The sequence below is a fragment of the Erwinia sp. PPS120 genome, assembly GCF_047918655.1.
GTDB classification, from domain to species: domain Bacteria; phylum Pseudomonadota; class Gammaproteobacteria; order Enterobacterales; family Enterobacteriaceae; genus Erwinia; species Erwinia tasmaniensis_A.
In genome coordinates this window covers 14,998-30,555 of sequence record NZ_JBLREF010000011.1, presented here as the reverse complement: position 1 = coordinate 30,555, position 15,558 = coordinate 14,998, and the positions used below count along the sequence as shown (strand labels likewise).

General features: G+C 56.5%; 13 protein-coding genes and 1 pseudogene. 8 read left to right on the top strand and 6 right to left on the bottom strand.

Annotated features, from left to right (window positions below; translation table 11 throughout):
* Positions 1-54: 54 nt before the first annotated feature.
* Positions 55-786, top strand: a complete 732-nt coding sequence (gene traT, locus ACLRGG_RS06820; protein ID WP_416249010.1) for a complement resistance protein TraT — start codon at positions 55-57, stop codon at positions 784-786.
* A 39-nt stretch (positions 787-825) separates the two neighbouring features.
* Here traT and ACLRGG_RS06815 read toward each other — a convergent pair whose 3' ends face one another.
* The gene (locus tag ACLRGG_RS06815) at positions 826-2,010 is read right to left on the bottom strand and encodes a BaiN/RdsA family NAD(P)/FAD-dependent oxidoreductase (protein ID WP_416249009.1); all 1,185 of its coding nucleotides are present in this window, start codon (positions 2,008-2,010) and stop codon (positions 826-828) included.
* 238 nt (positions 2,011-2,248) lie between these two features.
* Between ACLRGG_RS06815 and pitA the strand changes: the two genes are divergently transcribed.
* Positions 2,249-3,751, top strand: a complete 1,503-nt coding sequence (gene pitA, locus ACLRGG_RS06810) for an inorganic phosphate transporter PitA (protein WP_416249008.1) — start codon at positions 2,249-2,251, stop codon at positions 3,749-3,751.
* A 53-nt stretch (positions 3,752-3,804) separates the two neighbouring features.
* Here the strand turns inward: pitA and uspB are convergent, their stop codons facing one another.
* The gene (gene uspB, locus ACLRGG_RS06805; RefSeq protein WP_416249007.1) at positions 3,805-4,140 is read right to left on the bottom strand and encodes a universal stress protein UspB; all 336 of its coding nucleotides are present in this window, start codon (positions 4,138-4,140) and stop codon (positions 3,805-3,807) included.
* Positions 4,141-4,583: 443 nt separating this feature from the next.
* Between uspB and uspA the strand changes: the two genes are divergently transcribed.
* Entirely contained in the window at positions 4,584-5,021 is a 438-nt protein-coding gene (gene uspA, locus ACLRGG_RS06800) for a universal stress protein UspA (RefSeq protein ID WP_067700106.1), read from the top strand.
* An 88-nt stretch (positions 5,022-5,109) separates the two neighbouring features.
* Here uspA and rsmJ read toward each other — a convergent pair whose 3' ends face one another.
* Positions 5,110-5,868 (bottom strand): 16S rRNA (guanine(1516)-N(2))-methyltransferase RsmJ, encoded by a 759-nt coding sequence (rsmJ, locus tag ACLRGG_RS06795; protein WP_416249006.1) that lies wholly within the window; start codon positions 5,866-5,868, stop codon positions 5,110-5,112.
* The gene (gene prlC, locus ACLRGG_RS06790; RefSeq protein ID WP_416249005.1) at positions 5,869-7,911 is read right to left on the bottom strand and encodes an oligopeptidase A; all 2,043 of its coding nucleotides are present in this window, start codon (positions 7,909-7,911) and stop codon (positions 5,869-5,871) included.
* A gap of 217 nt (positions 7,912-8,128) precedes the next feature.
* Between prlC and ACLRGG_RS06785 the strand changes: the two genes are divergently transcribed.
* Positions 8,129-8,953 (top strand): CPBP family intramembrane glutamic endopeptidase, encoded by an 825-nt coding sequence (locus tag ACLRGG_RS06785; RefSeq protein WP_416249004.1) that lies wholly within the window; start codon positions 8,129-8,131, stop codon positions 8,951-8,953.
* Between the two features lie 363 nt (positions 8,954-9,316).
* Here the strand turns inward: ACLRGG_RS06785 and ACLRGG_RS06780 are convergent, their stop codons facing one another.
* Entirely contained in the window at positions 9,317-9,478 is a 162-nt protein-coding gene (locus tag ACLRGG_RS06780) for a hypothetical protein (RefSeq protein WP_416249003.1), read from the bottom strand.
* Between the two features lie 160 nt (positions 9,479-9,638).
* Here ACLRGG_RS06780 and ACLRGG_RS06775 point away from each other — a divergent pair, with 160 nt between their 5' ends.
* The gene (locus ACLRGG_RS06775) at positions 9,639-10,481 is read left to right on the top strand and encodes a 23S rRNA (adenine(2030)-N(6))-methyltransferase RlmJ (RefSeq protein WP_067700132.1); all 843 of its coding nucleotides are present in this window, start codon (positions 9,639-9,641) and stop codon (positions 10,479-10,481) included.
* A gap of 96 nt (positions 10,482-10,577) precedes the next feature.
* Here the strand turns inward: ACLRGG_RS06775 and rnz are convergent, their stop codons facing one another.
* Positions 10,578-11,498 carry a ribonuclease Z gene (rnz, locus tag ACLRGG_RS06770; RefSeq protein WP_416249002.1) on the bottom strand — a complete coding sequence of 307 codons (921 nt, stop codon included), beginning with the start codon at positions 11,496-11,498 and terminating at the stop codon, positions 10,578-10,580.
* A 178-nt stretch (positions 11,499-11,676) separates the two neighbouring features.
* On the opposite strand from rnz, the gene gorA reads away from it, so the two are divergent.
* The 3 genes and pseudogenes from gorA to ACLRGG_RS06755 all read left to right on the top strand — a co-directional run bounded on the left by gorA (position 11,677) and on the right by ACLRGG_RS06755 (position 15,482).
* A complete protein-coding gene (gene gorA, locus ACLRGG_RS06765) occupies positions 11,677-13,029 on the top strand; it encodes a glutathione-disulfide reductase (protein ID WP_416249001.1) in 1,353 nt (450 codons plus the stop codon).
* 509 nt (positions 13,030-13,538) lie between these two features.
* A pseudogene (locus tag ACLRGG_RS06760) lies at positions 13,539-14,506 on the top strand (siderophore ABC transporter substrate-binding protein).
* Positions 14,507-14,525: 19 nt separating this feature from the next.
* Positions 14,526-15,482 carry an ABC transporter permease gene (locus tag ACLRGG_RS06755; RefSeq protein WP_416249000.1) on the top strand — a complete coding sequence of 319 codons (957 nt, stop codon included), beginning with the start codon at positions 14,526-14,528 and terminating at the stop codon, positions 15,480-15,482.
* Positions 15,483-15,558 lie beyond the last annotated feature (76 nt).

Sequence of the window (15,558 nt, the reverse complement as noted above, 5' to 3'; positions counted from 1 at the left end):
ACTCTGTGGTACTTCGGGGCGTGCATGCCCCGTTTTTTTACAAGGATTTTTTAGATGAAAAACCAAAAGAAACTGGTGGTGGCTCTGGTCGCTTCCTGTCTCGTGCTTTCCGGCTGTAGCGCCATGGGTACCGCCATCAAAAAGCGTAACCTGGAGGTAAAAACGCAGATGAGCCAGACCGTCTGGCTTGAGCCATCTTCGGATAAAACCGTTTACGTTCAGGTACGTAACACCTCTGACAAGGATATGAGCGACCTGCAAACGCTGCTGGCGCAGGATCTGCGTAACAAAGGCTACACCGTGACCTCCTCACCCGATGCGGCTTACTACTGGATTCAGGCAAACGTCCTGAAGGCCGATAAAATGGACCTGCGTGAAGCACAGGGCCTGCTGGGTAAAGGCTATGAGGGTGCGGCGACCGGCGCGGCGCTCGGCGCGGGAATTACCGCTTATAACGGTAACTCCAGCGGTGCGGCGCTGGGTGTGGGCCTGGCGGTGGGTCTGGTCGGCCTTGCCGCTGACGCGCTGGTTGAAGACGTCAACTACACCATGGTCACCGATTTACAGATCAGCGAACGCAGCAAGGCTGCGGTCACAACGGATAACCTCGGCGTGCTGCGTCAGGGCAATGCGGGCGTGAAGATCCAGACCAGCAGCGAAGAGGGCAACCGGATGAAGTATCAGACCCGCGTGGTCTCTAATGCCAACAAGGTTAACCTGAAGTTTGAAGAAGCAAAGCCGGTGCTGGAAGCGCAGCTGGCTAAGTCTGTTGCCGGAATTATGTAACGGACCCGGGCGGGGGAAGCCTCGCCCAGTGCGGCTTCATCACAACGCCTGCGCGCACGCCCAGGCCGACGCCCACGCCCACTGGAAGTTATAGCCCCCCAGCCAGCCCGTCACGTCCACCACTTCACCAATAAAGTACAGGCCCGACACCGTCTTTGCCTCCATCGTCTTTGACGAAAGCTGGCGGGTATCAACGCCGCCCAGCGTGACCTCGGCGGTGCGGTAGCCTTCAGTGCCGTTAGGCTGGATACGCCATTGATGCAGAGAAGCAACCAGATCGGCCTGCTGACGGCTGTTAAGCTGTTTCAGCGTGCATTCCGGTACGCTACCCAGCAGTTGCAGACATTCGACCAGGCGCCGCGGCAGCACTTTTGCCAGGCTGTTTTTCAGGCTCAGATTAGGGTGTGCCTCGCGTTCCTGGCTAATAAAGTCATCAAGTGAACGTTCGGGCGCGAGGTCAATCGTTACAAACTCCCCCGGCTGCCAGTAGCTGGAAAGCTGGAGCACGGCGGGGCCGGACAGGCCGCGATGGGTGAACAGCAGCGCTTCTTTAAACCGGGTGCCGTCTTCGGCGGTTATTGCGGACGGCACCGCCACGCCCGAGAGCGTTTGCAGCTGCTCAAGCAGGGGTTTGTGCAGCGTGAAGGGCACCAGTCCGGCCCGGGTAGGGAAGACGCTCAGACCAAACTGCTCCGCGACTTTATAGCCGAACGGTGATGCACCCAGGCCTGGCATCGACAGGCCGCCGGAGGCAATCACCAGTTTTTCCGCCTGCACCGGGCTGCCGTTTACCTGCAGGGTATATCCCTCTTCATCACGCGTAACGCTCTCCACGTTGCTGCGCAGCCGCAGGGTGACGCTACCCGCCTCGCACTCTTTCAGCAGCAGATCGACAATCTGCTGTGCAGAATCGTCGCAAAATAGCTGGCCCAGGGTTTTCTCATGCCAGGCAATGCCGTAGCGGTTGACCAGGTCAATGAAGTCCCACTGGGTGTAACGCGCGAGCGCCGATTTAGAGAAGTGAGGATTATGAGAGAGATAGGCCGACGCATCGGTATAGAGATTGGTAAAATTGCAGCGACCGCCGCCGGACATCAGGATTTTGCGGCCCGCCTTTTTGCCGTTATCCAGCAGCAGCACCCGCCTCCCGCGCTGTCCGGCCTGCGCGGCACAGAACAATCCGGCTGCACCCGCGCCGATGATGATAACGTCAAATTTTTCCACAATTTCGCCCTGCCTGTACAAAAACGCTGATTGTAGAGAGTTGCCTGAAACGATGCCAGCCTGACAGGACAGTGTACAGAAACATTTTGTAACTGGGTGAAATTTCAGCGCTTTTGCAACCTTATTCCACCTTTGTGACCCGATCACCTCAAAAAAAGTCTATATTTCTCTTTCCCCTGGCGCGGTTTCTCGCTGATAATGCGCCGCGTTCATGTCCTCCAAAAATGGCGTAACGCTTATGCTACATCTGTTTGCTGGTCTTGATTACCAAACCGGCCTGTTACTGGTGCTTGCCCTGCTCTTTGTTCTGTTTTACGAGGCTATTAACGGCTTCCACGACACGGCAAACGCGGTGGCAACTGTGATTTACACCCGCGCTATGCGATCGCAACTGGCGGTGGCGATGGCCGGGATATTTAACTTCTTTGGCGTACTGCTGGGCGGGCTAAGCGTTGCTTATGCTATCGTTCATTTACTCCCAACCGACCTGCTGTTGAACGTCGGATCGGCGCACGGACTGGCGATGGTGTTTTCCATGCTGCTGGCGGCGATCATCTGGAATCTGGGCACCTGGTATTTTGGGCTGCCAGCCTCGAGCTCTCACACCCTGATTGGGGCCATTATAGGTATTGGTCTGACCAACGCCATGATGACCGGTACGTCGGTTGTCGACGCGCTGAACATCCCGAAAATGATCAACATCTTCCTGTCTCTGGTGATCTCCCCCATCGTTGGCCTCGTGCTGGCGGGTGGCCTGGTATTTATCCTGCGTCGCTACTGGAGCGGAAGCAAAAAGCGTCGTCGTATACATATGACGCCCGCGGAACGTGAAAAGCTCGACGGCAAGAAAAAGCCGCCGTTCTGGACCCGTATCGCGCTGATTGTGTCAGCCATCGGCGTGAGCTACTCGCACGGCGCTAATGATGGTCAGAAAGGCATTGGCCTGATTATGCTGGTGTTGATCGGCGTGGCGCCTGCAGGCTTTGTGGTCAATATGAATGCCTCCGGCTACGACATCACCCGCACTCGCGACGCGGTAAACCATCTGGAACAGTATTATCAGCAGCATGCTGATTCACTGAGCCATATTGTGCAGCTGACGCCGCCTGCCGTACCGACGCCGGAAGAAAACGCGGGAGGGCCGAAGGAGTTCCACTGTGATGCCGCCCGTGCAATGCCGGCGATTAAACGCGCGCAGGGCCTGCTCAATAATCTGCAAAGCTACGATACGCTGAACGTCGACCAGCGCGCGCAGCTGCGTCGCCTGCTGATGTGTATCTCTGATACCGCAGATAAAGCCGCAGGCCTGTCAGAAACGCAGCCGGACGATCGGCGCTTCCTGAACAAGCTGAAGGGAGACCTGCTCAATACCGTTGAGTATGCGCCGGTGTGGATTATCTTCGCCGTCGCGCTGGCTCTGTCGCTGGGTACCATGGTGGGCTGGCGACGCGTTGCGACCACTATCGGTGAGAAGATCGGTAAGAAAGGCATGACCTACGCGCAGGGGATGTCCGCGCAGATGACGGCCGCTGTCTCTATCGGCGTGGCGAGCTATACCGGGATGCCGGTCTCAACCACCCACGTGCTCTCCTCCTCCGTTGCCGGTACCATGCTGGTTGACGGCGGCGGCGTACAGGGACGCACGATCAAAAATATCCTGCTGGCGTGGGTCTTTACCCTGCCCGTCTCGATATTGTTGTCAGGTGGACTGTACTGGATTGCGCTTAAGCTCCTGCCATAACGAACGTACAGCGAGACAAAAAGGGTGGAAGCCAGGCTTCCACCCTTTTTTTATTAATGCCAAATCACCAGCCCGACAAGGCTAATCACCACCATTCCACAGAGTGAAGAGGTCAGAATAAAGTGGCTGCGTACCCGCTCGCAGCGCCGGATAAACTCATCGTCATGATGGTCACGATAGCGCTGCGACCAGATGTAGCGTACCAGACGAACCTGCTTACTGGGTTGCCCGTGCGAGGTAAAAAACCCCGCGCCATCCACATACTGATAGAGTAAGGGATCGCATCCGCGAAGGACCACCAGCAGCGCGCGTAACGACGAGAAGTAGCGTGCCATATTCACCACACAAACTACACACAGAGCCCAAAAAAGCGCGATGGTGCTGATCATGATCCCCTCCCGACAATTCATCAACGTGAATGTGACGCGGGATAAAGCCGGCCCGGCTCCCACGATGAATCGTCAAATACAGAATTGAAAACCACGGAATTTTCGTTGTCACCGCAACCTGCCCGCCATTAGCGCATGGCGTACTGTCATTAACAGTGTAGGAGATCTGATTAAAATAGTTCCAGCGTTGTTTACGGCTTCGCTTGAAAAAGAGGAATTTTCACCTTGATCCCGGTCGCAAAGGACGCGCCCTGACGCAGATTCTGTTAACAATTCAGTCTATACTCCATAGCGAAAATAAATCAGGAGGCCGGATCAAAGCCAGAAGGCCTCGACGAAATCCCGCATCGTATTATACCTGAGCAATGGATTTCACCGTATGATGCATCAAAGACGAATTTGCTGGCGATTACGCAGCCGCAACGAAAGGAAGGAGTATCGTTATGTCTTATAAACACATTCTGATCGCAGTAGACCTTTCACCGGAAAGTAAACTGCTGGTAGCGAAAGCGGTTTCAATGGCCCGCCCTTACAACGCCAAAGTTTCCCTGATCCATGTCGACGTTAATTATTCCGATCTCTATACCGGGCTGATCGACGTTAACCTCGGCGATATGCAAAAACGCATCTCGGAAGAGACGCATTCCGCACTTACCGAACTCTCCACCAGCGCCGGTTATCCGGTTTCTGAAACGCTGAGCGGCAGTGGTGACCTGGGCCAGGTCCTGGTCGATGCTATCCGGCAGTATGATGTTGACCTGGTCGTTTGTGGTCACCATCAGGACTTCTGGAGCAAGCTGATGTCATCAGCACGTCAGCTGATTAACACCATTCATATCGATATGCTGATTGTTCCACTGCACGATGACAACGAAGAGTAAGCCGCAGCCCGGCCAGAATGACCGGGCGTGAAGGTTTGTGCTTAGCCGCGACGCTGCCGCACGGAAAAGAAGCCGTGCGACGGCGTTGTTATGCCTCGCTGGCTAACGGGGGATAGATATCAAAGCGGTGGCTTTTCGTCACCACTGCTGACTGCGTGACTACGCCAGCAAGCGGAGGTGCATAGTCAGGCCGCTTAACCACCACCCGCTTTTTCGCCAGCCTGCGCGCCGGTTCCAACAGTCCATCCGCATCGTCATCCGCCCCGACCAGCGACTGAAACACCCGCATCTCTTTTTTCACCAGCGCGCTTTTCTGTCTGTGGGGGTACATCGGATCCAGATAAACCACATCCGGCCTGATGCTGATATCCGCCAGCGCCTGCAAACCTGATGCATGCAGCAGCGTCAGCCGCTCACGCAGCCAGGGGCCAATTTCAGGATTGAGATAGCCTCGCTGCAGGCCATCATCCAGAAGGGCTGCCACCACCGGATGGCGCTCAAGCATCTGTACCCGGCAGCCCAGCGAGGCCAGTACAAACGCATCCCTTCCCAGCCCGGCCGTGGCGTCGATAACTACCGGCAGATAGCTCCCTTTTACGCCCACCGCCTTGGCGACGGCTTCGCCACGACCGCCACCGAAACGGCGCCGGTGAGCCATCGCGCCCTCAACGAAATCCACAAAGATCCCGCCCAGCTTTGGCTCATCACGCTTGCGTAGCTCGAGGTGGCTGGCGGTCATCACCAGCGCCATCGGCGCCCGCTCATCGTGCTGCAGCTGCCAGCGTTCCGCTAAAACAGATAAGGCGCCGTCTCCGGCGCCCGCTTCATCAACTAAACAGATGTTCACTTACGCTTCCTGAATACCGTAATGGTCCAGCATGGCGTCCAGCTGCGGCTCACGGCCACGGAAACGTTTGAACAGCTCCATTGGCTCTTCCGACCCGCCGCGCGTCAGAATATTGTCCAGGAATGACTGACCGGTTTCACGGTTGAAGATACCCTCCTCTTTGAAGCGAGACCAGGCATCTGCCGCCAGCACGTCGGCCCACAGATAGCTGTAATAACCCGCCGCATAGCCACCGGCAAAAATATGGCTGAACGCGTGTGGGAAACGCCCCCAGGATGGGCTCGGCACCACGGCCACCAGCGCTTTAATCTCTTTCAGCATCTCCAGGATGCGCGCCCCCTGAGCCGGGTCGAACTCCGCATGCAGGCGGAAATCAAACAGGCCAAATTCCAGCTGACGCAGGATAAACAGCGCCGCCTGATAATTTTTCGCGGCCAGCATTTTTTCCAGCAGCGCCTGCGGCAGCGGTTCGCTGGTTTCATAGTGGCCGGAGATAAACGCCAGCGCTTCCGGCTCCCAGCACCAGTTTTCCATAAACTGGCTTGGCAGCTCGACCGCATCCCACGGCACACCGCTGATGCCGGATACGCCAGGCACTTCGATGCGGGTCAGCATATGATGCAGACCGTGGCCAAACTCATGGAACAGGGTGGTCACTTCGTCATGGGTAAACAGCGCAGGCTTACCGCTAACCGGACGGTTAAAGTTACAGGTCAGGTAGGCAACAGGTTTCTGTAGCGTACCGTTGGCCAGGCGCATCTGGCCCACACAGTCGTCCATCCAGGCACCGCCGCGCTTGTTCTCACGCGCATAGAGGTCAAGATAGAAGCTGCCGCGCAGTTCGCCGCTGTCGTCGAACAGGTCAAAGAAACGCACGTCGGGATGGTAAACGTCCACGTCCTTACGCTCTTTCGCCGTGATGCCGTAAATGCGCTTCACTACTTCAAACAGGCCGTTTACCGCCCGCTCCTCGGGGAAGTAAGGGCGCAGCTGCTCATCGCTGATGGCGTACAGATGCTGCTTCTGCTTTTCGCCGTACCAGGTCAGATCCCAGGGGTTCAGCTCATCTACGCCGTACTCCTTCCTGGCAAAGGCGCGCAGCTGCTCAAGCTCTTTTTCAGCCTGGGGACGGGCGCGCTTCGCCAGATCGGTCAGGAAGTCCGTCACCTGAGCCGGATTTTCGGCCATTTTGGTCGCCAGGGATTTATCCGCATAGGAGGAGAAGCCCAGCAGCTCGGCCAGCTCATGGCGCAGCGCCAGCTCCTCGGCCATCACCTCGCTGTTATCCCATTTTCCCGCATTCGGCCCCTGATCGGAGGCGCGAGTGGAGTAGGCGCGGTACATCTCTTCACGCAGGGCCGCGTTATCGCAGTAGGTCATTACCGGCAGGTAGCTTGGGATATCAAGCGTCAGCAGCCAGCCCTCCTGTTCTTTGGCCTCAGCCTGGGCTTTCGCGGCGGCCAGGGCGCTTTCCGGCATGCCCGCCAGCTCTGACGCATCGGTAATAAGCTTGCTCCAGCCCATGGTGGCATCCAGCACGTTATTGCTGTAGGTGGAACCCAGCTCAGAGAGGCGGGCGGCAATTTCGCCGTAGCGCTTCTGTTTGTCTTTCGACAGGCCAATACCGGACAGCTCAAAATCACGCAGCGCATTATCAACCGCTTTCTTCTGCGCCAGGTCCAGCCCGTCATAGCTCTGCTCTTTCAGATTACGATAAGCCTGATACAGTCCTTCATGCTGCCCTACCCAGGTGCTGTATTCAGACAGCAGCGGCAGCGTCTGCTCATAGGCCTCACGCAGCTCGGGACTGTTTTTTACCGAATTCAGATGGCTCACCGGGGAGAAGAGACGACCCAAACGATCGTCGGCCTCTGCCAGCGGCTGAACCAGGTTATCCCATGTCCAGGGGGCGCCCTGAGCCACGGCTTTCTCGACTTCCGCGCGACAGTCTTCCAGCGCCTTAGTGACGGCGGGAACAACATGTTCGGGTTTGATGGCGGAAAACGGAGGGAGCGTGAAAGATGTGAGTAGCGGATTGGTCATAGCGCAGTCCTTGTAATCATCGTCGTGTATGTGGCGCGGTTTAAGCGCGCGATTACGTTAACATGAGGCTAAGTGTAGCGAAATTCAATGGCGTGACGTGGCGCAGAGGGAGGAAACAGAAGGATTTGCCTGCTACCCGGCCTGGGAGCATACTTTCTGCGGCTTTGTTTGTGGCATCATTTTTGGTCTGTATTCAACGTAAACAGGGAGCGTATGTATGTGGTATTTGCTTGCCACCTCGTTATTATTTTTGCCTTTTTATCCTGGCGCCTCGCTGGCGCTGCTGGGGGTGACGCTCATTGTCGCCGTGTGGGACAGCACGCTTCAGCCAACGGGCATTATCGCACTATTGCTAATGACCGTGGTCGCGATTTATCGCGCCCGACAACGGAAGCAAACGGCCCTGTCGCTGGGGGGTGAGGTAATCCTGGTGGCCAGCGCATTCGCGCTGATGCTGCATCTGATCCCCGGCTTTGATAATCAGCTTATTGCTTCACGGGTTCAGGCCGGTCCGGAAAGCGCCCCCTTTTCCTTCTATTACAACCTGGATAAAGCGCTGATCCCGTTTGTGCTACTGGCCTGCCTGCCGACGCTGTTAAAACGCCCCGCCGCCCCGCCGAAAAACAGACTGTGGTGGCTGGTGCTGCTGATGTCGATGCCTGTACTGCTGCTGGTTGCCACGCTGGCCGGTGGCCTGAAGGTTGAGCTGCACCACCCCGTCTGGCTGGGGCAGTTTATGCTGGCTAACCTGTTTTTTGTTTCACTGGCGGAAGAAGCGCTGTTTCGCGGATACCTACAGCAGCGGCTAAGCCAGCTGCTGGGTAACGGCTGGGGACTGGTGATTGCCGCGCTGCTTTTCGGTCTGGCGCATCTCTCCGGCGGCCTGCTGCTGGTATTTTTTGCCACCCTTGCTGGCGCCATCTACGGCCTGGCCTGGCTCTGGAGCGGGCGTATCTGGGTGTCGACGCTGGTGCATTTCGCATTCAATATGCTGCATCTGCTCTTTTTTACCTATCCGGTCCTGCACCGCCTGCCGGGTTAACGTAAAACCGGAACGGGGTCACTCCCGTTCCGGCTGCTGATTCAGAATTCGCGTCTGAGGATGGGATAGCCGTTAAATCTGAGGCTACTCTCGTTGTCATTGATTAACAGTAAGGCAATAAATACATTATGCTTATCGCGCTTATTAACATATTCATAGCTAACTAGCAGATTTTGGGTTATCGCCCTTACAGATACCAATATCCTTATTAATTTTTTCATCAGGTAAGCCTGATTCTTTCAGGTCCTGTTGAGCAAAAAAGCGAGCCATTTCCCCCGTAGCATTGTATTCCCCCAACAGAGTGAGCCTTGTCTTGTACTGCATCAGATCGGTCAGCCGGAGAGCATAGCGCCGCGATCATCCTTAAGCCACAGATAAGCGGGAATGGCCATGTGCAAACGCCTTTATGGCTTTGAGATCGAAAAACCACTTCAGAGCATCAGGGCTTACACCGGCGTGGCCGTCGGAAAAAGTCATGAGCACGCGTACTGATGCGCCGACTTTGTTTTGCGGCTTTTCGCGCATTCGCTTTTAACCCTGATATAATCGCCCGCCTTACCAGGTTCTCATGCTTTTCCTGCATCCGTTGCCGTGCGTCGTTCTGTGGGTAATTCGTGAGGTAATAATTGTTATAGATTGATTTACCATCAATTAAAACCTTATAAATTCAACAGGATAGATTAAGATGCTCAGTTACCGCCACAGTTTCCACGCTGGCAACCACGCCGACGTGCTTAAACATACCGTTTTGAGCCTGATTATTGAGGCGCTGAACGAGAAGGATAAACCCTACCTCTATCTGGACACCCATGCGGGCGCAGGTCGCTATCTGCTGAGCGGCGAACATGCCGAGCGCACGGGCGAATATATGGAAGGCATCGCACGCATCTGGCAGCGGGATGATTTACCGGAAGAGATGGCGAGCTATATGTCCTGCATCAAGGCGCTCAACCCTAACGATAAGCTGCGCTTCTACCCAGGCTCGCCGCTTATTGCGCGTCACCTGCTTCGCCCTTATGACAAGCTCAGCCTGACCGAACTGCACTCCAGTGACTACCCGATGCTGCGCAGCGAATTTGCGAAAGATGACCGTGCGCGCACCGAACGCAGCGATGGCTATCAGCAGCTCAAATCTAAGCTGCCGCCCCTGTCGCGCCGGGGTCTGGTGTTGATTGACCCGCCTTACGAAATCAAGTCTGACTATCAGGCGGTGGTGAAAGGCATTCAGGAAGGCTACAAGCGTTTTGGTACGGGCGTGTATGCGCTGTGGTATCCGGTCGTGCTGCGCCAGCAGATCAAACGCATGTTTGCCGAACTGGAAGCCTCTGGTATCCGCCGTATCCTGCAGATCGAGCTGGCCGTGCGCCCCGACAGCGATCGTTTTGGCATGACCGGCTCCGGCATGGTGGTGATTAACCCGCCGTGGAAGCTGGAACAGCAGATGAACAACGTGCTGCCCTGGCTGCACCAGCATCTGGTGCCTGCCGGTACCGGCCATACCAAAATCAGCTGGATTGTGCCGGAATAACGCCTGACGGGGCATCAGTGCCCCGCTCCACGTCTCTATGCTTAACAGTGAAGCGCCCCGTTTTACGCATCGATCCTGGAAAGTAGGTGCCCCGCTCTACTTCTCTATCCTGAACAGGGAAAAGTCATGCGCCATCTCGGTATTGGGGAAGATGGCGCGGCACTCCTCCAGCAGGCGGCTGACATCCTCGCGCAGATAGCGAGAGCTTAAGTGCGTGACGATCAGCCTTTTCGCCCCGGCATCTCTGGCTACCGTTGCAGCCTGCACGGTGGATGAGTGCCCCCGGCCATTGGCCTTCTCTTCCAGCGCCGCCTCAAGCGTGGCCTCATGTACCATCACGTCCACCCCGGCGGCCAGTGCCTGTGCGGCGACGGTGGGGCTGGTATCGCCAAAAATCGCCAGCGTCAGCCCCGGCAGCGAGGGTCCCAGGTAATCCTGGCCGTTAACCACCCGCCCCTCCTCCAGCGTCACCGTTTTGCCCTGCTTAAGCTGCTGGAAAAGGCTGCCGGGTTTAATGCCGTCGGCCAGCAGACGCGCCGCGTCCAGCGCGCCGGGCTTATCATGCTCCTCAATTCGGTAGCCGTAGCACTCAACCGGATGGGTCAGCGGATACGCCACCACGCGAAAATGCCCATCGTTCAGCACCTCGCCTGCCTCAATTTCGACGATCTCCAGCGGAAAGGTCAGCCATGAACCGCTCAGACTCAGGCTGGTTTCTACAAACTGCCGAAGCCCTTTCGGGCCATACAGGGTCATCGCCCCGCTGATTCCGCTCATCGAGCGGCTGGTGAGCAGCCCTGGCAGGCCGAAAACGTGGTCGCCGTGCAGATGCGTAATAAAAATTTTCTCGATTTTCCCGGGCTTAACGGGCGAACGCAGGATCTGATGCTGCGTGCCCTCGCCGCAGTCAAATAGCCAGCAGCCGCTGCGCGCGCCCTTAAGCAGCAGGGCGATACTGGTCACGTTTCTCTGGCGGCTGGGCGTGCCCCCGCCGGTGCCTAAAAATAGCAGTTCCATCAAATTTCTCTGTGCTGAGTAAAGGTAAAAACAGTGAGCGCCATCGCATTTAAACGGCGATTATGCCGATTTTCGCGCCAATGCCCTATCACAATCATAGACGTAAACTTTGCGGCAATTACGTTTGTAGCGTTACAATCTGGCGCTATTACTTTCACTGACTTATGGGACACTCTCGATGACCAAACATTATGACTATCTAGCCATCGGTGGCGGCAGCGGCGGTATCGCCTCAATTAACCGCGCGGCCATGTACGGGCAGAAGTGCGCGTTAATCGAAGCCAAAGCGCTTGGCGGCACCTGCGTCAACGTTGGCTGTGTCCCGAAGAAAGTGATGTGGCACGCCGCGCAGATTGCTGAAGCTATTCACCTTTACGGTCCCGACTACGGTTTCGATACCACCGTTAACCACTTTGACTGGTCCGTGCTGGTAAAAAACCGCAGCGCCTATATTGATCGTATCCACACCTCGTATGACAACGTGCTGGGCAAAAACAACGTCGATGTGATTAAGGGCTTTGCCCGTTTCATCGACGTTCATACCGTTGAAGTGAATGGTGAAAGAATTACCGCAGACCATATTCTGATTGCCACCGGCGGCCGTCCGAGCCTGCCTTCCATTCCTGGCGCAGAGTATGGCATTGATTCCGACGGTTTCTTTGAGCTGGATGCGCTGCCGAAGCGCACGGCCGTTGTCGGGGCAGGCTATATCGCCGTGGAAATTGCAGGCGTGGTAAATGCGCTGGGTTCAGAAACGCACCTGTTTGTCCGTAAGCATGCGCCGCTGCGCACCTTCGATCCGCTGATTGTCGACACTCTGGTTGAGGTGATGAACGCCGAAGGCCCGGCGCTGCACACGGATTCCACGCCGAAAGCGATCGTGAAAAACGCTGACGGTAGCCTGACGCTCCAGCTTGAAAACGGCAAAGAGCAAACCGTTGACTGCCTGGTATGGGCGATTGGTCGCGAACCGGCTACCGATAACCTGAACCTGAATGTTACCGGCGTTGAGCTGAACGAAAAAGGCTATATCAACGTTGATAAATATCAGAATACCAGCGTCTCTGGCATTTACGCAGTGGGTGATAACACTGGCGCAGTCGAGCTGACGCCGGTCGCCGTTGCGGCAGGCCGTCGCCTTTCCGAGCGCCTGTTCAACAACAAGCCGGAAGAGCATCTGGATTACAGCAACGTGCCGACCGTGGTATTCAGCCATCCGCCAATTGGTACCGTTGGCCTGAGCGAGCCACAGGCGCGTGAGAAATACGGCGACGACGACGTGAAGGTCTACAAATCGTCCTTTACCGCCATGTACACCGCCGTGACCCAGCACCGTCAGCCGTGCCGCATGAAGTTGGTCTGCGTTGGCAAGGAAGAGAAAATCGTCGGTATTCACGGAATCGGCTACGGTATGGACGAGATGCTACAGGGCTTTGCGGTCGCACTGAAAATGGGCGCCACTAAGCAGGACTTCGATAACACCGTAGCGATCCACCCGACCGGCGCTGAAGAGTTTGTCACCATGCGCTAACGGCGCTCCTCTAAAGCCAGCGTTTGCTGGCTTTTTTGTCTGTTATTTCCTATCCCGGAATCCCCTCTCAATCCCAAAAACACCCCGTCGGCGGCGACTTCACCTAACGAGTCAGGATTCACGGGTCAGGTTGTCTCTGCCACGCGTTAGCTTCCTGTGAGCGTATTATGCCTATGCCTGCCGGCTGGCTGGCGCCGTTCCCTCCATCAGGCAACTACCCGGTGGCCTGACTCAAAATCCATAATTCCTCCATGATTGGATAAAAAACAGACTCTTTCCAACTGACTTTCCTGCTTTCCCTTTTCCATCAAACCACTGCGACAGGACAGAACTTTACATTCTGCTTTCTCTGACCGGAAATTTTACCCACTCCAGCAAAATCTGCCCGAACGTCATTTTTAACGCTGTTTATTTTCTGCCTCAGCCGCGTATGATGCCCCTGCTGGAAATGCGAATGAGTTACATTTACTTCGCTGCTATTGGTGTTCACTTTCAGGAGAGAAAGGGTCATGAAATTACCGCGGTCGTTTGTTTCGTCACTGGTTTTTGTTGGACTGTTAATCGGTGGTGGTTTCGGTTCAGTTGCTACCGCCCAGCAACCTGCCACGCTGAGCATTGACCATGCTCAGGGAACCACGGTGGTGCCGCTTAATCCCAAAAAGGTCATTATTCTCAACCCGTCGACGCTCGATATCGCCGATGCGCTGGACATCCACGTCGCAGGGGTACCCAAAACCAATTCCCATCTGCCGGAATTTCTCAAAAAATATCAGGGCGCAGCCTGGCTGAACGCCGGTACGCTGTTTGAGCCGGATTATGAAGCCTTAAGTCATGCCAGCCCCGATATTATCTTTGCCGGAGGTCGTGCGCGCGATGCCAGGGACAAACTCAGCGAGATAGCCCCGGTTGTGTCGCTGGAGATCGATCCCGCCCACTTTATCGCCAGCCTTTCACAACGCACCCACCAGCTGGCCTCGATCTTTGGTAAGCAGGCGCAGGCGGAAACGCTGCTGGCGGCCTTTACTGCCAAAGCGGAGGCGATTAAAGCCAAATCAGCCAGCGCGGGCAGCGCCATGGTGATTATGGTTAACGGCGGAAAAATGTCCGCCTATACGCCCGGCTCGCGCTTTGGCTTTATTTACGATGTGCTCGGCTTTTCCCCTGCGATTAACTTCCAGAAAACAGGCACACATGGCAGCATCGTGTCCTCTGAGTTTATTTTGCAGGCCAATCCTGACTGGCTGTTTGTGCTGGACCGCGACAGCGCAACGGGCAGCAGGACTGGCGCGGCGGCGCAACGGGCAGCAGGACTGGCGCGGCGGCGCAACAGGTGCTTGATAATCCGCTGATCCGCAAAACCTCAGCGTGGCAGAAGGGGCATGTCGTTTATCTCGACTCGGCATCGCTGTATATCGCAGGAGGCCTGCAAAGCTATAGCCGGCTTATGGACAGTATCAATAATGCACTGAGCCTGTAGCCTGGCTCCCACCCTCTATATGAAGATGAATCTTTTTGCCGGGCTGGCCGTCATGCTCGCTCTGATGGCAGGTAGCCTGTGCGTTGGCCCGGGAAACGTCACCCTTAGTGGCCTGTGGACCAATGCGGAGATGCGGGACATTGCCCTTATCAGTCGGGTTCCGCGCACGCTGGCGCTGATGCTGGCGGGCTGTGCGATGAGCGTGTCAGGGCTGATTTTGCAGATGCTAACGCAGAATCGCTTCGTCGAGCCTACCCTCGCTGGCACCACGCAGTCGGCCAGCCTTGGCCTGCTGCTGGTAACCCTGATCAGCCCGTCTGCCCCGGTCATCACCAAAATGGCGGTCTCCACTCTGTTTGCCCTGGCAGGCACCCTGCTTTTTATGCTGCTTATCCAGCGGATGCGCATCCGATCCGCCCTGCTGGTACCGCTGTCCGGCATGATGCTGGGTGCCGTGTTTAGCGCGATTACCACCTTCCTGGCGATGCAGTTCGATCTGCTCCAGTCGCTGGGTGGCTGGGCCTCCGGTGATTTTTCCGGCGTAATGCAGGGCCGGTATGAGCTGCTGTGGAGCGTGGGAGGGCTGACGCTGCTGGCGATGCTGATTGCAGACCGCTTCACCCTCGCCGGCATGGGGCGGGATATCTCCGTCAACAGTGGCCTGAATTACCCCCGGGTGATGCTAACCGGCATGACAATTATTGCGCTGGTCTGCGGCGTGGTAGTGGTGGTCATTGGCGTACTGCCCTTCGTGGGGCTGATCGTCCCGAATATCGTCAGCATGGCAATGGGCGATAATCTGCGCCGCAGTCTGCCATGGGTGACGATGTGCGGCGGAGGGCTGGTGGTCCTGTGCGATATCGCAGGACGGCTGATCGGCTACCCCTTTGAGGTCCCCGCCAGCGCGATGCTTGGCGTTGTGGGTGCGGTCATTTTTCTCACCCTGCTGCTGAGGAAAAAACGCCATGCCCGTTAATACGCGCCCCATCCATCCCGCTCTGCCACGAGCCAGCGGGCGTTTCGCCTCCCCGAACAGACGCCTGCTGCTGCTG